Source organism: Microtetraspora fusca, assembly GCF_001570365.1.
In the GTDB taxonomy this organism is placed as follows: domain Bacteria; phylum Actinomycetota; class Actinomycetes; order Streptosporangiales; family Streptosporangiaceae; genus Microtetraspora; species Microtetraspora fusca.
Window position 1 is genome coordinate 228,037 of the sequence record NZ_BBYK01000039.1, and the last position, 17,078, is coordinate 245,114.

19 protein-coding genes, 2 tRNA genes, 1 other RNA gene and 1 pseudogene are annotated in these 17,078 nt (G+C 70.0%); 10 read left to right on the plus strand and 13 right to left on the minus strand.

The annotated features are described in order from the left end of the window. Positions 1–47: 47 nt before the first annotated feature. Positions 48–2,222, minus strand: coding sequence for a peptidase domain-containing ABC transporter (locus AWQ68_RS04085; protein ID WP_066934838.1), 2,175 nt, complete (start codon positions 2,220–2,222; stop codon positions 48–50). A gap of 66 nt (positions 2,223–2,288) precedes the next feature. After that, positions 2,289–2,936: a TetR/AcrR family transcriptional regulator gene (locus AWQ68_RS04090; RefSeq protein WP_066935582.1), complete on the minus strand. Its 648-nt coding sequence runs from the start codon at positions 2,934–2,936 to the stop codon at positions 2,289–2,291. A 171-nt stretch (positions 2,937–3,107) separates the two neighbouring features. Here AWQ68_RS04090 and AWQ68_RS04095 point away from each other — a divergent pair, with 171 nt between their 5' ends. Continuing rightward, entirely contained in the window at positions 3,108–3,713 is a 606-nt protein-coding gene (locus AWQ68_RS04095; RefSeq protein WP_157544861.1) for a hypothetical protein, read from the plus strand. Between the two features lie 157 nt (positions 3,714–3,870). Here AWQ68_RS04095 and AWQ68_RS04100 read toward each other — a convergent pair whose 3' ends face one another. The 7 genes from AWQ68_RS04100 to ffs form a co-directional block, all read right to left on the minus strand. Next, a complete protein-coding gene (locus AWQ68_RS04100; RefSeq protein ID WP_066934840.1) occupies positions 3,871–4,941 on the minus strand; it encodes an aspartate-semialdehyde dehydrogenase in 1,071 nt (356 codons plus the stop codon). Further along, positions 4,938–6,212 carry an aspartate kinase gene (locus AWQ68_RS04105; RefSeq protein WP_066934843.1) on the minus strand — a complete coding sequence of 425 codons (1,275 nt, stop codon included), beginning with the start codon at positions 6,210–6,212 and terminating at the stop codon, positions 4,938–4,940. Before AWQ68_RS04105 ends, AWQ68_RS04100 begins: the two co-directional genes overlap by 4 nt. A 127-nt stretch (positions 6,213–6,339) precedes the next feature. Then, complete coding sequence (locus AWQ68_RS04110; RefSeq protein WP_066934845.1) at positions 6,340–6,870, minus strand: DUF5063 domain-containing protein; 531 nt, start codon at positions 6,868–6,870, stop codon at positions 6,340–6,342. Continuing rightward, complete coding sequence (recR, locus tag AWQ68_RS04115; protein ID WP_061256196.1) at positions 6,863–7,462, minus strand: recombination mediator RecR; 600 nt, start codon at positions 7,460–7,462, stop codon at positions 6,863–6,865. The genes AWQ68_RS04110 and recR overlap by 8 nt, the downstream gene beginning before the upstream one ends. 6 nt (positions 7,463–7,468) lie before the next feature. After that, the gene (locus AWQ68_RS04120; RefSeq protein WP_218006762.1) at positions 7,469–7,816 is read right to left on the minus strand and encodes a YbaB/EbfC family nucleoid-associated protein; all 348 of its coding nucleotides are present in this window, start codon (positions 7,814–7,816) and stop codon (positions 7,469–7,471) included. 126 nt (positions 7,817–7,942) lie between these two features. Further along, a complete protein-coding gene (locus AWQ68_RS04125) occupies positions 7,943–10,102 on the minus strand; it encodes a DNA polymerase III subunit gamma and tau (RefSeq protein ID WP_066934849.1) in 2,160 nt (719 codons plus the stop codon). Positions 10,103–10,144: 42 nt separating this feature from the next. Continuing rightward, positions 10,145–10,240, minus strand: an RNA gene (gene ffs, locus AWQ68_RS04130) — signal recognition particle sRNA small type. A 96-nt stretch (positions 10,241–10,336) separates the two neighbouring features. Between ffs and AWQ68_RS04135 the strand changes: the two genes are divergently transcribed. The 3 genes from AWQ68_RS04135 to AWQ68_RS04145 all read left to right on the plus strand — a co-directional run bounded on the left by AWQ68_RS04135 (position 10,337) and on the right by AWQ68_RS04145 (position 11,936). Beyond that, positions 10,337–10,422, plus strand: a tRNA-Ser gene (locus tag AWQ68_RS04135). Between the two features lie 302 nt (positions 10,423–10,724). Then, complete coding sequence (ypfJ, locus tag AWQ68_RS04140) at positions 10,725–11,591, plus strand: KPN_02809 family neutral zinc metallopeptidase (protein ID WP_066934852.1); 867 nt, start codon at positions 10,725–10,727, stop codon at positions 11,589–11,591. Positions 11,592–11,639: 48 nt separating this feature from the next. Beyond that, the gene (locus tag AWQ68_RS04145; protein ID WP_066934855.1) at positions 11,640–11,936 is read left to right on the plus strand and encodes a type II toxin-antitoxin system VapB family antitoxin; all 297 of its coding nucleotides are present in this window, start codon (positions 11,640–11,642) and stop codon (positions 11,934–11,936) included. 221 nt (positions 11,937–12,157) lie between these two features. Here AWQ68_RS04145 and AWQ68_RS04150 read toward each other — a convergent pair. The 4 genes from AWQ68_RS04150 to AWQ68_RS04165 all read right to left on the minus strand — a co-directional run bounded on the left by AWQ68_RS04150 (position 12,158) and on the right by AWQ68_RS04165 (position 13,744). Beyond that, a tRNA-Ser gene (locus tag AWQ68_RS04150) sits at positions 12,158–12,245 on the minus strand. Between the two features lie 44 nt (positions 12,246–12,289). Further along, on the minus strand, positions 12,290–12,757 hold the full coding sequence (gene tadA, locus AWQ68_RS04155; protein WP_373281493.1) for a tRNA adenosine(34) deaminase TadA: 468 nt from the start codon (positions 12,755–12,757) through the stop codon (positions 12,290–12,292). After that, positions 12,754–13,233, minus strand: a complete 480-nt coding sequence (locus AWQ68_RS04160) for a tRNA adenosine deaminase-associated protein (protein WP_066934858.1) — start codon at positions 13,231–13,233, stop codon at positions 12,754–12,756. The genes tadA and AWQ68_RS04160 overlap by 4 nt, the downstream gene beginning before the upstream one ends. Before the next feature lie 16 nt (positions 13,234–13,249). Continuing rightward, positions 13,250–13,744: a tRNA adenosine deaminase-associated protein gene (locus AWQ68_RS04165; RefSeq protein WP_066935594.1), complete on the minus strand. Its 495-nt coding sequence runs from the start codon at positions 13,742–13,744 to the stop codon at positions 13,250–13,252. A 133-nt stretch (positions 13,745–13,877) separates the two neighbouring features. On the opposite strand from AWQ68_RS04165, the gene upp reads away from it, so the two are divergent. The 6 genes and pseudogenes from upp to AWQ68_RS04185 all read left to right on the plus strand — a co-directional run bounded on the left by upp (position 13,878) and on the right by AWQ68_RS04185 (position 17,075). Then, positions 13,878–14,516: a uracil phosphoribosyltransferase gene (gene upp, locus AWQ68_RS04170; RefSeq protein ID WP_066934861.1), complete on the plus strand. Its 639-nt coding sequence runs from the start codon at positions 13,878–13,880 to the stop codon at positions 14,514–14,516. A gap of 114 nt (positions 14,517–14,630) precedes the next feature. Continuing rightward, positions 14,631–14,849, plus strand: a complete 219-nt coding sequence (locus AWQ68_RS04175; protein ID WP_066934864.1) for a hypothetical protein — start codon at positions 14,631–14,633, stop codon at positions 14,847–14,849. Positions 14,850–14,921: 72 nt separating this feature from the next. Further along, positions 14,922–15,098 carry a hypothetical protein gene (locus AWQ68_RS42020; protein WP_157544863.1) on the plus strand — a complete coding sequence of 59 codons (177 nt, stop codon included), beginning with the start codon at positions 14,922–14,924 and terminating at the stop codon, positions 15,096–15,098. After that, on the plus strand, positions 15,095–15,625 hold the full coding sequence (locus AWQ68_RS04180; protein ID WP_066934866.1) for a PH domain-containing protein: 531 nt from the start codon (positions 15,095–15,097) through the stop codon (positions 15,623–15,625). The genes AWQ68_RS42020 and AWQ68_RS04180 overlap by 4 nt, the downstream gene beginning before the upstream one ends. 178 nt (positions 15,626–15,803) lie before the next feature. Further along, positions 15,804–15,878, plus strand: a pseudogene (locus AWQ68_RS44605) (hypothetical protein); the annotation flags it as partial. Between the two features lie 201 nt (positions 15,879–16,079). After that, a complete protein-coding gene (locus tag AWQ68_RS04185; protein ID WP_245655762.1) occupies positions 16,080–17,075 on the plus strand; it encodes a tetratricopeptide repeat protein in 996 nt (331 codons plus the stop codon). Positions 17,076–17,078 lie beyond the last annotated feature (3 nt).

Below are 17,078 nucleotides of genomic sequence, written 5' to 3' on the forward strand. Positions count from 1 at the left end.
GGCCAATGCTGGGGTTCTGATCTTGTGAGTGACTTGGAGTCGGCGGGTCAGAGGGAGCCCGCCGGTGACTGCGCCCCGGCGAGACGCGCGTACAGGCCGTCCGCGCGGATCAGCGCATCGTGCGCGCCGCTCTCGACGATCCGGCCGCCGTCCAGCACCAGGATCAGGTCGGCGTCCCTGACCGTGCTCAGCCGGTGGGCGATCACGATGCGCGTCTGGGAAAGGGCTCCGAGGTTCCCGCTCAGCGCCGCCTCGGTGTCCGTGTCGAGGTGGCTGGTCGCCTCATCCAGCAGCAGGATCTCCGGCCGGGCCAGGATCGCCCTGGCCAGGGCGATGCGCTGGCGCTGACCGCCGGACACGCCCGCGCCCTCGGTCAGCAGCGTGTGGTACCCCATGGGCATGGCGGCGATGTCGTCGTGAACGCAGGCCAGCCGGGCGGCCGCCTCCACCTCGCGGGGTGAGGCGGCCGGGCTTCCCAGAGCGATGTTGTCCGCGATCGAGCCGGTGAACAGGGCGGGCTCCTGGGTGACCACCCCGAAGCGGCGCCGCCCCGGATCCAGGCGGGACACCGGCACACCGTCGTAAAGGATCTCGCCCTCGACCGGCGGCAGCAGCCCGAGCAGGAGCCGCGCGAGCGTGGTCTTGCCGGAGCCGGACCTGCCGACCAGCGCGACCTTCTGCCCGCGGACGACGCGCAGGTCGATCCCGCGGACGATCCACGGGCTCTCCGGCGCGTACCGGAAGCCGACCGACCTCATCTCGATCGCGATCCGCCGCTCTCCCCCACCACGAGCAGAGGATTCGGGAGCCTCGCCTGTGCCGTCCGCCGTCTCGGCGGGGCCGGGCTCGGGTTCGGTCTCCCAGATGTCGGTGAGCCGCTCGGCCTGGGCGCGGGCCGTCTGCAGGCCCCGCAGGCTGCTGGTCAGCGAGGCCAGCGGCGCCAGAGCGGCCGCCGCCAGAGCCAGCACGCCGAGCATGGCACCCGCCGTGAGCCGATGGTCCACCACCTGCCACGCCCCCGCCCACAGGAGCGCCAGCGGGGTGGCGAACCTCAGCGCCCCCAGCACGCTGTCCTGAACCCCCTGGGCGAACGCGCTTCGCCGTACCTGCCGCGTCTGGACGCTCAGCAGACGCGTCCAGCGGTCCAGAACCTGGGGTTCCGCTCCGGACGACTTGATCGTCTCGATGCCCTTGACCGACTCGATGAGCTGACCCTGCGCGTCGTTGCGCGCCTCCTGCTCGCGGTGGACCAGGTCGCGGATCCGTTGCCGGGTGAGCAGGAGCACGAGGAACTGGGCCGCCGCGAGGGCGGCGAGCACCGCGCCGAGCAGCGGCGACCGCGCGGCGACCGCGACGAGATAACCGATGGCCAGCGGGCCGTCGAGCAGGGCGGAGAGCACCTGGCCGGTGAGGATGTCCCGCAGCAGACCGGCTCCGCTGATCCGTGCGACGAGGTCGGCGGAGCCCCTGTGGGCGAAGAAGCGGAACGGAAGGGCGAGCAGCCGCCGGGCCAGCTCGTCGAGCAGTGCGGTGTCGGCCCGCGCCCGCAGCACGACCAGGGCCCAGGCCCGCAGCCCTCCGGCCGCGAGGTGGGCGACCGCCGCCACGGCCGCGGCCAGCCCCAGCAGCGGGAGCAGGCCGATCTCCTCGCGCCCCAGCACCCGGTCCACCACGCCCTCGGTGGCGGCGGGCAAAACGAGCCCGAGTCCCTGCAGGACCAGGCTGAGCAGCACCAGGACGGCCAGGATGCCCCGGTGGCTCAGCACGCCGAAGCGGACGTAGCGCGACCACCAGGATCGCCGCTCGTCGAATCGTCCCCGCTGGAAATCAGGACCGGGAGCGAAGGTGAGGACCACACCGCTGTAGTCCCGGCTGAACTCCTCCCAGGAGAGTCTCAGCCGTCCGATCCCCGGGTCCACGATGGTGACCCGCTCCTTCGCCGCACGCTCCACCACCACGAAGTGCCTGGCCCGCCAGTGGGCGACGGCGGGCAGGGGGATCTCGGGCACGTGCGCCGCCCGCAGGGACAGCGCACGGGTGGTCAGGCCGCGGGCCCGCGCCACGCGTACCAGGGTGAGCGCGCTCACGCCGTCCCGGCCCACGCCCATCTCCCCGGCCAGGGTGCGCACGGAGATGTGGTGTCCGTGCGCGCCGAGGACCATCGCGAGGCAGGCGGCCCCGCATTCGACCAAGCTGTGCTGGAGTATGACTGGAAGCCGCATGGAGCGGTAGTCTCCGGCCCTCCGCTTAGAACCCGGTTGTGAGTGACAAGGGGAGCCCGCCGGAGATCAGGCGCGCAGTTCTCGTACGACGTCGATGAAGTCGCGGGCCACGCCGCGCACGCCCGGCAGGTTCGACAGGGCGACCAGCCGGTCGACCAGCGGGACGGTCCGGTCGACCAGCCGGTACGTCCGCTCGCACCCCGGCGAGGTGTCGTGCACCCAGAACAGCACCACGCCCATCGACAGCAGCCAGAGCAGCTCCGGCAGCTCGGCCCGCAGCTCGGAGTCGATCCGGTCGGCGGAGCCCTCCACCACCTCGCGGTAGATGGCGATCGCCGACTCTCGGGCGGGCGCGGAATCGGCACTGAAGGGGCTGAGCGGGTTGCTCGGTTCGGCCGCGTGCTTGAAGAACTTGGCCGCGAACTCGTGGTACGGCTCCGACACGCGGACCCACGCCCGCAGCACACCGCTCAGGCGGGTCCCGAACGACGTCTCGATCGCGAGCAACTCCCGGCACGCGGCCTCGTGCTCGCCCTGCGCCCGGTCGTAGTACGCCTGGATGAGCTGTTCCTTGGACGAGAAGTAGTAGTAGGCGTTCCCGACCGAGACACCCGCCTCCGAGGCGATCGCCCGCATCGTCGTCGCCTCGAACCCCCGCTCCTTGAACAGCCGAAGGGCGGTCGCGACGATCCGCTCCCGTGTCTTCTCGGCCACGGTGGTCACTGTACGTCCCCCGCGCCCGCCGGGTCATATACGCGCCAGATGATCCGTACGAGGGGGCAAATTCCGCGCCACCCGCGAATGGCCGAACCCCTCGCGTGGGCATTGATCATCCTGGCGAACTCCCCCGCCACCCGATCAAGGACTGAGCACCGGGGATGACGCATGACTTCACGTCCCTCGTGGTGGGGACTCGTCAGGACGACCATGATCGTCCTGCTGTCCCAATCGGCCACACAGGTAATACCGCTGACCGCCGCCAACGCGCGGTACGTCTCCTCGGCGGTCGCCCTGCCGGTACGGCTGCCACCCGCGCGGACGCTCGCGACCACGCCGCGCGGAAACGCCGCGACGTCGATCAGCGCCGCCGCCCGGCTCGAACACGCCGGGGCGATGCGGCAGCTCCTCGCCGCGGGGTTGCGCTGGAGATCGTCGGGCCGCTGCACCGACCGCACCAACCCGACCTGCACATCCCTGGACGGCGTCCGGTACGGCACGCTCGCCCAGGCGATCGAGCTCAAGCGGCGCAGCGACTGCCGGATCGTCGTCACCGGCGGCACCGAGGTCGGCCACACCCGCGGCCGCTACAGCCACGAGAACGGCTACAAGATCGACGTGGCCCACAACCCGTGCATCGACGCGTACGTGACCAAGACGTTCGACTACTGGACGACACGCGGGGACGGGGCGCGGATGTACCGCCCGGAGGCTGCCTCGGACACCATCGTGTACGCGGACGAGGACAACCACTGGGACATCCTCTTCCGTTAGAGGCCCCGTTCGGCGCGCGACCCGCCGGGCACCCAGGTCATGGTGTGGGAACGGCCAGGCCGCCCCGACCGGCCGGCGGCTCCGGACGCCGGAAGACATGAGGAGGGCCCGGCGCGGAAGCGGTGGCTTCCGCGCCGGGCCCGACAGGTCAGGCGGATCAGGCCGTGAACTCGGCCGCGATCAGCTCGGCGATCTCGGCGGCGTTCAGCGCCGCCCCCTTGCGCAGGTTGTCGCCGCAGACGAACAGATCCAGCGTGTTGGGGAAGTCGAGCGCCTGGCGGATCCGGCCGACGTAGGTCGGGTCCGTGCCGACGACGTCCACCGGCGTGGGCCAGACACCGTTCTCCGGGTCGTCCATCAGGACGACCGTGGGCGCGGCCTCCAGCACGCGGTGCGCGTCCGCCACGGTGATCTCGCGCTCGAAGGTCGCGTGGACGGCCAGCGAGTGCGTGGTGACCACCGGGACCCGGACACAGGTCGCCGAGACCTTGAGGTCCGGGATGCCGAGGATCTTGCGGGACTCGTTGCGGAGCTTGAGCTCCTCCGACGCCCAGCCGTCCTCCTTGAGCGACCCGGCCCACGGCACGACGTTGAACGCGATCGGCGCGGGGAACGGAGACTCCGCGTCGCCCAGCTTGTTCTGCAGGGTCTTGCGTACGTCACCGGCGGTCTGGCCGACCGTGCGATCCCCCGACAGCGCCTCGATCTCGTCGTACAGCCGCGCCGAGCCGGCCACGCCCGCCCCGGACACCGCCTGGTACGACGCCACGACCAGCTCGCGCAGGCCGTACTCGCTGTGCAGGGCGCCCATGGCGGCCATCATCGACAGGGTCGTGCAGTTGGGGGTGGAGACGATGCCGAGCGGCCGGTTCCGCGCGTCGCCGGGGTTGACCTCCGGCACCACCAGCGGCACCTGCGGGTTCATCCGGAACGTGCCCGACTTGTCGATCGCGATCGCGCCGCGCTGGGCCGCCACCGGCACCCACTCGGCCGACACCTCGTCCGGCACGTCGAAGATGGCGATGTCGACGCCGTCGAACACCTCGGGGGCCAGCGCCTGGACGACGACATCCTCGCCGCGCACCGGCAGCAGCCGGCCCGCCGAGCGGGCGGACGCGACGAGGCGGATCTCGCCGTAGATGTCCTCCCGGTTGGAGATGATGTCCCGCATCACGGTGCCCACGGCACCGGTGGCGCCGACGAGCGCGAGGGTGGGCTTGCGACTCATCGGCCGGTACCTCCGTAAACGACTGCCTCGACTTCGTCGGCGTCCAGGTCGAACGCCCGGTGTGCGGCGTTGACGGCCGCGTCCACATCGTCCTCGTCGACGACCACCGAGATGCGGATCTCGGACGTGGAGATCATTTCGATGTTGACACCCGCGTCGGCCAGCGCGCCGAAGAACTTCGCCGTGACGCCGGGGTGCGAGCGCATGCCCGCGCCGATCAGCGAGACCTTGCCGATGCGGTCGTCGAACAGCAGCGAGTCGAACACGACCTTGCTCTGGATCTTCTTGAGCGCGGTGAGCGCCGTCTGCGCGTCGTTCGTCGGAAGCGTGAAGGAGATGTCCGTACGCCCCGTCGCCGCGGCCGACACGTTCTGCACGATCATGTCGATGTTGATCTCGGCGTCGGCCAGCGTATTGAAGATGGCGGCAGCCTCTCCGATCTTGTCGGGCACGCCGACAACGGTGATCTTGGCCTCGCTCCGGTCGTGCGCGACGCCGGAGATGATGGGCTGCTCCATCTCGGTTCCTTCGGTCTTGGGGTCAGTGAAGACCCACGTGCCTTCCTTGGTGCTGAACGAGCTTCTGACGTGGATCGGGAGCCGGTACTTGCGGGCGTACTCCACGCAGCGCAGATGCAGGATCTTGGCTCCGCAGGCCGCCATCTCCAGCGTCTCCTCGAAGGAGAGCCGGGGGATCTGCCGGGCCGTCGGGACGATGCGCGGGTCGGCCGTGAAGATGCCGTCCACGTCTGTGTAGATCTCGCAGACGTCGGCCTCGAGCGCGGCGGCGACGGCGACCGCCGTGGTGTCGGACCCGCCGCGGCCGAGCGTCGTTATGTCCTTGGTGTCCTGCGACACTCCCTGGAAACCGGCGACGATCGCGATCTGACCGAGATCGAGGGCCTCCTGTATGCGGCCGGGCGTCACGTCGATGATGCGCGCCCTGCCGTGCGTGGAGTCGGTGATCACGCCGGCCTGCGAGCCGGTGAAGCTCCTGGCCTCGTGGCCCAGGTTCGCGATCGCCATCGCCAGCAGCGCCATCGAGATGCGCTCGCCGGACGTCAGCAGCATGTCCAGCTCGCGTCCCGGAGGCAGCGGGGACACCTGCTTGGCCAGATCGAGGAGCTCGTCGGTGGTGTCGCCCATCGCAGAGACGATCACCACGACGTCGTTGCCGGCTTTTTTCGTCGCGACGATCCGCTGCGCCACCCGCTTGATGCAGGACGCGTCGGCGACGGACGAACCACCGTACTTTTGGACAACGAGCGCCACTGGAACTCTCCGAACGAATCAGGACGTGGAGCTCACAGTCTACTGGGGGGTCTCACCAGCCCGACGGGACATGCTCACCATGTGGGACGATCCGTGAGACACCCCGCCGGGGCGGCCGTCCGCGCCGTCAGACGACGGTGCTCTCCTCCACCACGTCGAGCCGGGTGTGCGCGACCAGCGCGTGCAGCGCGCGCAGCGCCGCCCCCGCGTGGTTGCCCCAGGTGTTGAAGTAGGAGTACTGCCACCACCACAGCGCCTCGGACGGGCGGCCCGCGCGGTGGTGCCGCAGCCCGTGCAGCAGGTCCGCCGCCACCGCCGCCAGGTCGTCCGACAGCCGGTACGGCGTGACCGCGGTGTCCTTGTACGGATCGAACACCTCGGCGTAGTCGTCCACCGGCCCGAGCCGGGCGGCCAGCGCCGTACGGAGGGGATCGACGTCGGGGTCCTCGCTGAGCACCGGCTCGACGTTGCCCTGCAGGATGACGTCCTGCATCGCCCCGAGCTGGGTGCCCGCCAGGCTGACCTGGGCCACCTCGACGAGCAGCAGCGGCAGGATGGCGTCGCCGCCCTCGCCGCCGGCCAGCCGGGTCAGGCCGTCGAGATAGTTCTGCGCGTGCCCCGCGATCCGTTCCGCCAGGGCGGCCCACTCATCAGACATCCAGCAGCCTCCGTCCTTCGAAAGCGCGGCCCAAGGTGACCTCGTCGGCGTATTCGAGGTCACCGCCCACCGGCAGACCGCTGGCCAGTCGTGTCACTTTCAGACCCATGGGCTTGACGAGCCGGGCCAGGTAGGTGGCCGTGGCCTCGCCTTCGAGGTTCGGGTCGGTCGCGAGGATCAGCTCGGTGACCTGGCCGTCGGCGAGCCGTGTCATCAGCTCGCGGATCCGCAGGTCGTCGGGGCCGACCCCGTCGATCGGGCTGATCGCGCCGCCGAGCACGTGGTAGCGCCCGCGGAACTCGCGGGTCTTCTCGATCGCCACGACGTCCTTCGACTCCTCGACGACGCAGATGACGTGCGGATCCCGGCGCTGGTCGCGGCAGATCCGGCACTCCTCCTCCGCGGCGACGTTGCCGCAGACGCGGCAGAAGCGGACCCGCTCCTTGACCTCGAGCAGCGCGTGCGCCAGCCGTTTCACATCCGCCGGATCCGCCGCCAGCAGATGGAAGGCGATGCGCTGCGCGCTCTTGGGACCGACGCCGGGCAGCAGCCCCAGCTCGTCGATCAGATTCTGGACGACCCCCTCGTACATGATCTTCTAGAACCCGGGCAGCTGGCCGAGCCCGCCTCCGAGCCCCTGCGCCAGCGGACCGAGCTTCTCCTGCTGCAGCTCGGCGGCCGCGCGTACCGCGTCTCGCACCGCGGCCAGCACCAGATCGGCGATCGTCTCCACGGTCTCCTCGGGGTCGTCCGCGTCCACGGCCTTGGGGCTGATCTTCAGTTCGAGCAGCTCACCGCTGCCGTTGACCGTCGCGACCACCAGCCCGCCGCCCGCGGTCCCCTCGACCTCGGCGTCGCTGAGCTCCTGCTGGGCCGTGACGAGCTGCTGCTGCATGAGCTGGGCCTGCTCCAGCAACTGCTGCAGGTTGACATCTCCAGGGTTCACGTTCGTGCGCTCCTCGGCATCCAGCGACTTGTCGTCGCGACGAGCCTACGGCGTTTGCCGCGGATCTGATACCGGAGCATGTACGTGTTCCGGGTAAACGCACCCCAGCAAGGCGGTGCGGGGCTCTCAGGAGTGGTCGATTTCCTCAATGACACGGCCACCCAGCTCGCGCTGGATGAGCGCCATCCCGGTGAGCTCGTCCCCGTCGGCGTCCGCGTCGTTGAGCGGGTCGACGTCGTCCGTCACCTGATCGGGCGGCGCGGCCCGCTTGGGCACCGCTTCCGGCCACGCCTGGCGCGGGCCCGACTGGGCCGCGGCCCTGGCCGCCGACCTCGCCGCCGCCAGCCCCGGGCTGGGCGCGGAGCCGCGCGAGCCGCCCGACCCCGCCGGCGGATGGCCGTCGTCCTCGTCCGAGGGCGCGTCCGGCCACGACTCGTCGGTCGTCTGCCCCGCGCCCGCGCTCCCGCCGCCGGTCTCGGGACCGCTCGCGGGCGCCGCCGTCTCCGTAGGCGTACGCGGCTCGGCGGTGGACGGCCGGGACTGCCCCTCGGCCTTAGCGGCCGCCCGTGGGCCCGCGTCGGCGGTGCCATTCGCTCTGGAGGGGGCGGCGGAGCCGCGCGCGGCGGGACCGGCGGCGGCCGGGCCGGAGCTCCCGACGACCACGTCGACCCGCCAGGTGCCGCCCAGCACGTCACTGAGCGCCGCGGCGACCACCTCGTCGCGCTTGCCCTTGAGGAACCCCTGCACGTCGCCGGGCTTCTCGAAGCCGACGGTCACCATGTTGCCGTCCACGCCGAGGAGCCGGCCCTGCGCGTTGACGATCATCCAGGCGACGCGCTGCCTGTTCTTGATCGCGTCGAGGACCCTGGGCCACGCCTGCTGCACCGGCCCTCCCACGGCCGCCGCTGCCGGTGCGGCGGAGGCGGTGTCGTCCCGCGGGGGCGTGCTCGCCGCTCCCGGCCGCGCCGGGGTGGGCCAGTCGTCCTGCGGATCGGGCGCGGGAGCCGTACGCGCGGGCGCGGACACAGGGGCCGCGGGAGCCGCCGGGACGGCGGGAGCCGGTGCGGCCGCCGGGGGCGGCTGCGGAGCGGGGACCGCGACGCCGGGCACCGGGGCGGCCAGGCCCGGCACGCCGCCGCGTTCGAGGCGTTCGAGCCGCGCGAGCAGGGCGGCCTCGCCCTCCGCGGCGGCGGGCAGGAGCACGCGGGCGCACATCAGCTCGAGAAGCAGCCGCGGCGAGGCCGCGCCGCGCATCTCGGTCAGTCCGGTGTTGAAGACCTCGGCGGCGCGGGTCAGCTCCGCCGGGCCCATCGACGCCGCCTGCGTCTGGAGGCGCTCCAGCTCGTCGGCGGGCCGGTCGAGCAGGCCGTTGCCCGCCGCCTCGGGCACGTTGGCGAGGATGACCAGGTCGCGGAAGCGCTCCAGCAGGTCCATCGCGAACCGCCGGGGATCGTGACCGCCCTCGATGACCCGGTTGACCGCCTGGAACACCGCGGCGCCGTCCCGCTTGGCGAACGCCTCGACCACCTCGTCGAGCAGGTCGCCGTCGGTGTAGCCCAGCAGGGACACCGCGCGCTGGTAGGTGATCCCGGACTCGTCGGCGCCGGCCAGGAGCTGGTCGAGGATCGACAGCGAGTCACGGGCCGAGCCCGCGCCCGCGCGCACCACGAGCGGCAGCGCCGCCGGCTCGTACGGCACCGACTCGGAGTCGAGGATCTCCTCCATGAGCTGGCGCAACGTCGCCGGGGGCATCAGCCGGAAGGGATAGTGGTGGGTGCGGGACTTGATCGTCCCGATGACCTTCTCCGGCTCGGTCGTGGCGAAGACGAACTTGAGGTGCGGCGGGGGCTCCTCGACGAGTTTGAGCAGCGCGTTGAAACCCTCGCGGGTCACCATGTGCGCCTCGTCGATGATGTAGATCTTGTAGCGCGCCGAGACCGGCGCGAAGAACGCGCGCTCCCGCAGATCGCGGGCGTCGTCCACACCACCGTGCGACGCGGCGTCGATCTCGATGACGTCCAGGTGCCCGGGGCCGGTCGGGGCCAGGGCCACGCACGACTCGCACTCGCCGCAGGGGTCGGGCGTCGGGCCCTTCTCGCAGTTCAGCGAGCGGGCGAGGATGCGGGCGCTGGAGGTCTTACCGCAGCCGCGCGGACCGCTGAACAGAAAGGCATGGTTGATCCGCCCGCTCCGCAACGCCTGGCGCAGCGGCTCCGTGACGTGCTCCTGCCCCTTGACCTCGGCGAACGTCCCGGGCCTGTACTTGCGGTACAGCGCAAGACTCATGCCGTCTCCTCGGGGGGTCGACCCGGCCGGCGGTTCCCTAAACTCAGAGACCCCCCGCACACCCGCCAGAGCCCGCTTATCCTTGCTGCCTTCCGGCCCTGGGGAGGTTCACAGGATGACGCCGCGCGAGGGGTCCGCAGACAGTCTAACCACTCCCGCGCCGTGCCGAGGCCGGACAGCGCACCGGAAAAACTGTGGTCACCACAGGTCGGAAAGTCCGCTAAGCTTTTCGGCGGAGGATTCGCCTAGTTGGCCTAGGGCGCACGCTTGGAAAGCGTGTTGGGGGCAACCCCTCACGAGTTCGAATCTCGTATCCTCCGCGCTTGGTTGAGCAGCAAGAACACGAAAGCCCCGGTCTGATACAACCGGGGCTTTCGTGCGTCTGGCCTCGGTTCGGGTCTCAGCAGACTCCCTGAAGAGGCTTCCTCGGGGCCGTCTCGGGCTCCCACGACGGGCCGTCCACCCGCTCTACTGCGGGCATGCGCCCGCTCCGGCGCCCCGGTTGCCCCCTCACACCCGGCACAAGCCTCCAGCGGTCATGATTCTCTTCATAAGGGGCATCTGCGATGTGGATAGCATCGAGATGCGCAAGAGGATCACGCGCAAACTGGAGCGTCGCCGAATGGATTTCGATGACCGGGCCGAACTCGACGCCTCTCAGGTGGACGACGTCGGGTCCAGCGGCATGTCCCGCGGCGGCGGGCTCGCGATCGGCGGCGGCGCCGTGGGCATCGTGGTGGTCGTCCTGGCCCTCGTCTTCGGCGTCGACCCGACCCAGCTCCTGAGCGGCGGCGGGCAGCCCACCCAGAGCGGCAGGTCCGCGAGCAGCGGCGACCTCGCCGCCCAGTGCAAGACCGGCGCGGACGCCGACCAGTCCGAGAAGTGCCGGGTCGTCGGCGTCGTCAACAGCCTCCAGAAGTACTGGAAGGGCAAGATCGACGGCTACCAGCAGGCCAAGACGACGCTGTTCACCGGGGGCATCCAGACCGGCTGCGGCGCGGCCGACTCCTCAGTCGGCCCCTTCTACTGCTCGGCCGACCGGCGGGTCTACCTCGACCTCGGCTTCTTCGAGGAACTGCACAGCCAGTTCGGCGCCGAGGGTGGCCCGTTCGCGCAGGCGTACGTCATCGCCCACGAGTACGGGCACCACGTGCAGAACCTCCTCGGCGACATCTCCAAGGGCACCGGCCGGGGCGCCACCAGCGGCTCGGTACGGCTCGAACTGCAGGCCGACTGCTACGCCGGCGTCTGGGCGAAGAACGCGGTGAGCACCGGGTTCTTCGCCAAGCCCTTCAGCGACGCCGACATCCGCCAGGCGCTCGACGCCGCCTCCGCCGTCGGCGACGACCGCATCCAGGAGAAGGCGCGGGGCCGGGTCAGCCCGGAGAACTTCACGCACGGCACGTCCGCACAGCGAATGAAGTGGTTCAAAAACGGCTACGGCTCCGGCGATCCGCGACGCTGCGACACCTTCTCCGGGGCGATCTGACGAGATCCTCCACGTCGCGGAGCGGCTTTCTCTCCTAGACTACGTACTGTGATCTTTAAGTTGGTCGGCGACAAACGCCCTTACCCCGAGCACGGTCTGTCGAACCGCGAGTGGGCCCAGATCCCCCCGCGGCAGGTCAGGCTGGACTCGCTGATCACGACGAAGGCGGTCCTCGACCTGCACTCCCTGCTCGCCAGGGACTCCACTTTCTACGGCGACCTGTTCCCGCACGTGGTCCAGTGGAACGGCGACCTCTACCTGGAGGACGGCCTGCACCGGGCGCTGCGCGCCGCGCTGCACCAGCGTTCCGTGCTGCACGCCCGGGTGCTCGAACTCGACGGCTGAGCCACGCCGCCCGGACAGGGGGCGACATGAAAGGCGACAGAGCCGCCGACCTCGCGCAGGTCGGCGGCTCTTGCGTTGATCAGCGGGATCAGGTGTCCACAGGGCACAACGCGGAGGTCGGTACCTTCATGGCTCCCCATGGCCATGGCGGCTCTTGAGCCGCGCCCATGGGGATGAAAGCGAGAGAGCCGCTGACCCGTAGGTCGGCGGCTCTCTCGTGCTGGCGGTGGCGGTGGGATTTGAACCCACGGTAGGTTGCCCTACACACGCTTTCGAGGCGTGCGCCCTCGGCCACTAGGCGACGCCACCGTTGGTCAGCTTACCGGACAAACGCCTATGCCCGCGCCGTCGTTTCAGGGCCGGCGCCGGGCGAAGAAGTCGGTGAGAACGGCGGAGCACTCCGCGGCGAGCACCCCGCGGACGACCTCGGGCCGGTGGTTGAGCCGGCGATCCCGCACCACGTCCCAGAGCGAGCCCACGGCCCCCGCCTTGTCGTCGTCCGCGCCGTACACGACACGATCGACGCGGGCCTGCACGGCGGCGCCCGCGCACATCGTGCAGGGTTCGAGAGTGACGACCAGGGTGCAGCCGGTGAGCCGCCACTCGCCGCGCGCCTCGGCGGCGGATCGCAGCGCCAGGACCTCCGCGTGCGCGGTGGGATCCGCGCTCGCCTCGCGGTCGTTGCCCGCCTCCGCCACGATCGCGCCGTCCGCGTCAAGCACGACGGCGCCGACCGGGACCTCTCCCCGCTCGCCCGCGCGTACGGCCTGCGCGAGCGCCCGTCGCATGGCCGCCTCGTACGCCGAGGACGGGCCGATCACCGCAAGCGGTCGAGTTCGTCTGCGAAGGACAGCCGCTCGGCGATCACGGAGAGGACGTCGGCGGGCAGCCCCTCCTCCACGCTCAGCTCCAGCAGTTCCTCCGAGCTCACCCCGAGGTCAGCGAGCAGTTCGAAGTCGCCCGCCGGCCGGACCCCGAGGTCGGACGACTCCCTGTCGACCGCCACGCCGGCGAGGTCGGTGAAGATCTCTCCCAACGGGTCGCTCAGGCCGGACTGCGCGTCGGAGAGGAAGACCCGCAGGTCGAGGTCGTTCTCGTACCGGACGATGGCGAACCACTCGTCCTCGACCTCGACGCAGAGCAGGACGAGCTCGTCGCCTTCGAGGCCGAGTGCCTCCTGTACGGCGTCGCCCAGATCGTCGGCGATCTCCGCCGAGCTGAGGTCGACCTCGGCTCCGGTCCAGCCGCCGTCGGTCTTCACGAAGGCGGCGGAGAAGAGATTGGATCTCGAGGGCATGGCCGGGCTCCCGAGGTCAGCCGATAGCGGCGTCGACGGCACGTTCAAACGGCTGGGAGAACCCCAGCCGCGCGGCGATGCTCGAAAGCACCTCGTCAGGAAGAAGGTCGAGGTCTCCGGAGAGCGCGCCGAGTTCCATCTCGTCCAGCCCTAGGTCGGCGAAGATCGACAGATCGCCGGCGGGTAGCACGCTGTCCAGCTCCTCCTCTTCGGGGATGGGGACGTCGAGGTAATCAAGGACCTGCTGCGCGAGCGGCCAGTCCCAGGAGGCAGTGATGTCGGACAGGAAAACGGTCACACGCTCACCGAAGACTCGCAGCGCCACGAAGAAGTCATCCCCAACGGCGACCAGGCCAATCGTGGTGCCCATGCTCGGCGTCTGGCGGAGCGCGTGGATCAACCCGTGTAGATCGGAAGTCAGCCCCACCGGCAGCATCTCGGCTTCCCAGCGGTCGTCCTCGCGATAGACCACGATGGCGAAGTCCAGCGCGTCCTCGTCTGTCATCGTCATCCCCACCGATGCGGTCCCAACGTCAGGCAATCGTCCCAGACTCCGGTCCCAACCGTACGGCTTCCGCGCCAAATTGTGATCAAAACCGGCGGTGACGTTCGTCCCTATTGCCATGGACGGTACCTTCTGTGGCATGGAAAGCCTCGTCGTTGACCATCCTCTCGTCGCCCACAAGCTGACCACGCTGCGTGACGTCCGCACCGACTCCCCGACGTTCCGCCGCCTCGCCGACGAACTGGTCACGCTGCTCGCGTACGAGGCGACCCGAGACGTCCGCATCACGGACGTGACCGTGCAGACCCCGCTCGCGCCCGCCCACGGCATACGGCTGTCGCGCCCCGCGCCGCTCGTGGTGCCGATCCTGCGGGCCGGCCTCGGCATGCTCGACGGGATGATGCGCCTGCTCCCCACGGCCGAGGTCGGCTTCCTCGGCATGATCCGCAACGAGTCCACCCTCCAGGCCGAGACGTACGCGACCCGCCTGCCCGAGGACCTCTCCGGCCGGCAGTGCTACGTGCTCGACCCGATGCTGGCCACCGGAGGCACGCTCGGCGCGGCGATCCAGTTCCTCTTCGACCGGGGAGCCGAGGACGTCACCGCGCTCTGCCTGCTCGCGGCGCCCGAGGGCGTGGCGTACCTGGACAAGATGTTCCAGGGCTCGGGCAAGCCGATCCGCGTGGTGACGGCGGGCATGGACGAGCGGCTCAACGAGAACGGGTACATCGTCCCGGGGCTCGGCGACGCCGGCGACCGCCTCTACGGCGTCGTCTGAACTTTTCCCAGACTTTCCCGCGTCTAGTTACACCATGTACTCGTCTGGGTACGTAGAGTAACGACGACGTGTCTTTGCGTTCCCGGCCACCGGGGTCGCTCATCAGGGGGAGTCATGAGTCAGCTTCCGCATGGCGGACGCTACGAGTTGGTCGAGGCCGTGCTCCGCGACGAGTTCGCGGGTATCCACCCCGCCGCCACCGTGACACGGTGCATCGAGGTCGCCCACCACGGCGCCGAGGAGGTCACCGGCCACGCGTACCCCGCCCTGGTCGAGCGAATCGCGCGCAAGCACCTACAGGTTCTCGCCGTGTTCGCCGAAGGGCGCGCATGACCGTCGACACCGAAGCCGGTTCTTCCGGTTTTACCGCTTTACCGAAGTAGGCGCCTGGGTAATCTATTGGTCATGGGAGTGGTGACGGCGGTGCAGCTCAAGAAAGTAGTGAAGTGGGGAGCGGTCGGTCTGGTGGCCTTCTACCTGTTGTCGAGGCCTGATGACGCGGCGCACACGGTGCAAGGCGCCGTCAGCGGCGTCATGAAGGCGGCGGACTCGATGGCGCAGTTCTTCGCCAAGCTGACATGAGATTAGTGACCCACGGGGACTCCGCCCCGTCGTCGGTCAACCGTTACCTCCTCCCCCACGAACACCAGGTCATCATGGTGCGGCGGCACCCCGCCGTACTTCTCAGGCCCGTCGGCGAGATCTTCGGCGGGCTGATCGTGGCAGGCCTCCTCAGCAAGTGGCTGAGCGATGCCGGAGGCGGCGAGGCACTCGTCGTCGTCTGGTGGGCCTGGCTGCTGCTCCTCATCCGCTTCGTCTGGAAGGTCGCGGAGTGGTCGGTCGACTACTTCGTGGTCACGTCCCAGCGCATGCTCCTCACCACGGGCCTGATCACGCGCAGGGTCGCGATGATGCCACTGGCGAAGGTCACCGACATGAGCTTCCAGCGCTCACTGCTGGGCCGGATGCTCGGTTACGGAGAGTTCGTCATGGAGTCGGCCGGCCAAGATCAGGCCCTGCGCACGGTTCCCTTTATCCCCTACCCCGAGACCCTGTATCTCGAGGTCTGTCAGATGATCTTCCCGAGCAAGGACGATGCGGACGACTGATGGCCCGTGAGGCTGTGATCGAACCTTCACCGTGGCGATTCCTGACCAAGGGTTACACGATTCGCTAGCTTCATGCCATTATGACGTGACCATTGACCATTTTCCCGCCCTGAGAGATCAGATGCCGAGTCAGGGAACCATCGGTGACCGCGTCCGCGGACTGCGGTTGAGCAGGCGCATGTCTCAGGCCCAGCTGGCCGGACCCGACCTTTCCGACAGTTATGTCTCGCTCATCGAGTCCGGAAAGCGAACGCCCACGCCAGTCGTGGCGCGACTGCTCGCGGAACGGCTCGGATGCACCACTGAGTTCCTCCTGCACGGGATCGAACCACGGCAACGCATCGACACCGAGCTGGGTCTCCGTCACGCCCAGCTCGAGCTTTTCCACGGCGATCCGGCAATTGCGGCCGACCGTTTCGGCGACATTGTCAAGGCCGCAGGCGAGGAGAACGCGATGCTCGCCGCGCACGCCCAGCTCGGGCTCGCGCGGGCGCTGGAGGCTCAGGGGCTCACCGGCTCCGCGGTCGAGGCGTACGAACGGCTGCGCAGGGAGGCGACCGCGCACCCCGAGCGTCTCGCCGATCTGCCCATCACCGTCGCTCTCTGTCGCTGTTACCAGCGGGCCGGTGACACGCTGCGCGCCCGGGACCTGGGTGCGCAGGCGCTGTCCCAGGTGGAGCCGCTCGGCATCGATCACGGCGAGCTGGCGATGGAACTCGCCGACGCGCTGGCCGAGACCGAGACCGGCCTCCCGTACGTCGAGCGCGTCCTGGCCGCGCACGACACTCCGGAGTGCGCCGACCGCAGCGGCGAGGTGATGGCGCTCTGGAAGGCGAGCGTCACCGCCTCCGAAGGCGAGGACTCGGCCCTCGCCGTACAGCTCGCGGAGGACGCGATCGCGACCGGCCGGCCCGAGCGGCTCGCGTTCCGCTTCGCCCGGATCGCGATGAACTGGGCGAGGATCTCCTCGGCGGCCGCCGAGGACACCGATTTGGACCGAGCCAACGAGTACGCCGCGTCCGCGACGCAGATCCTCGCCGAACTGCCCGGCAGGGTGGCCGAGCACGCGCGCAGCCTGATCGTGCTGTCGCACGTACGCTTCCGTTCGGGTGACGTCGAAGCGGCGACGGATTTCGCCGTACGGGCGCTCGATCTGCTCGCAGGGACGCGAGGGACGGTGCCGGCCACCGCCCATCTCGTGCTGGCCGAGATCGCCTTGGCACGCTCCCAGGACGCCGGTCCGGCTCTGCGGACGGCGCAGGAGCTGCTGGAAGGGACCGCCACCGGCATCGACCGGGAGACCGCCCGCGCCTGGCGCCAGCTCGGCGACCTCTGGGGACAGGCCGGTTCCGGCGAGGAGCAGGCCAGGGCGTATCGTAGGGCTCTCGAAGCCGTCGGAATCCGCGCGAACATGCCGGGGTCCACCGCATCGGCGGCGCTCGTCCGATAACCC

What these genes read in the sequence shown, in the direction of transcription:
- AWQ68_RS04085 (WP_066934838.1), bottom strand. Translation starts at nt 2,222, where the DNA reads ATGCGGCTTCCAGTCATACTCCAGCACAGCTTGGTCGAATGCGGGGCC.
- AWQ68_RS04095 (WP_157544861.1), top strand. Translation starts at nt 3,108, where the DNA reads ATGACTTCACGTCCCTCGTGGTGGGGACTCGTCAGGACGACCATGATC.
- AWQ68_RS04100 (WP_066934840.1), bottom strand. Translation starts at nt 4,941, where the DNA reads ATGAGTCGCAAGCCCACCCTCGCGCTCGTCGGCGCCACCGGTGCCGTG.
- AWQ68_RS04110 (WP_066934845.1), bottom strand. Translation starts at nt 6,870, where the DNA reads ATGTCTGATGAGTGGGCCGCCCTGGCGGAACGGATCGCGGGGCACGCG.
- recR (WP_061256196.1), bottom strand. Translation starts at nt 7,462, where the DNA reads ATGTACGAGGGGGTCGTCCAGAATCTGATCGACGAGCTGGGGCTGCTG.
- AWQ68_RS04125 (WP_066934849.1), bottom strand. Translation starts at nt 10,102, where the DNA reads ATGAGTCTTGCGCTGTACCGCAAGTACAGGCCCGGGACGTTCGCCGAG.
- ypfJ (WP_066934852.1), top strand. Translation starts at nt 10,725, where the DNA reads ATGGATTTCGATGACCGGGCCGAACTCGACGCCTCTCAGGTGGACGAC.
- AWQ68_RS04160 (WP_066934858.1), bottom strand. Translation starts at nt 13,233, where the DNA reads ATGCCCTCGAGATCCAATCTCTTCTCCGCCGCCTTCGTGAAGACCGAC.
- AWQ68_RS04165 (WP_066935594.1), bottom strand. Translation starts at nt 13,744, where the DNA reads ATGACGATGACAGACGAGGACGCGCTGGACTTCGCCATCGTGGTCTAT.
- upp (WP_066934861.1), top strand. Translation starts at nt 13,878, where the DNA reads ATGGAAAGCCTCGTCGTTGACCATCCTCTCGTCGCCCACAAGCTGACC.
- AWQ68_RS04175 (WP_066934864.1), top strand. Translation starts at nt 14,631, where the DNA reads ATGAGTCAGCTTCCGCATGGCGGACGCTACGAGTTGGTCGAGGCCGTG.
- AWQ68_RS42020 (WP_157544863.1), top strand. Translation starts at nt 14,922, where the DNA reads ATGGGAGTGGTGACGGCGGTGCAGCTCAAGAAAGTAGTGAAGTGGGGA.
- AWQ68_RS04180 (WP_066934866.1), top strand. Translation starts at nt 15,095, where the DNA reads ATGAGATTAGTGACCCACGGGGACTCCGCCCCGTCGTCGGTCAACCGT.
- AWQ68_RS04185 (WP_245655762.1), top strand. Translation starts at nt 16,080, where the DNA reads ATGCTCGCCGCGCACGCCCAGCTCGGGCTCGCGCGGGCGCTGGAGGCT.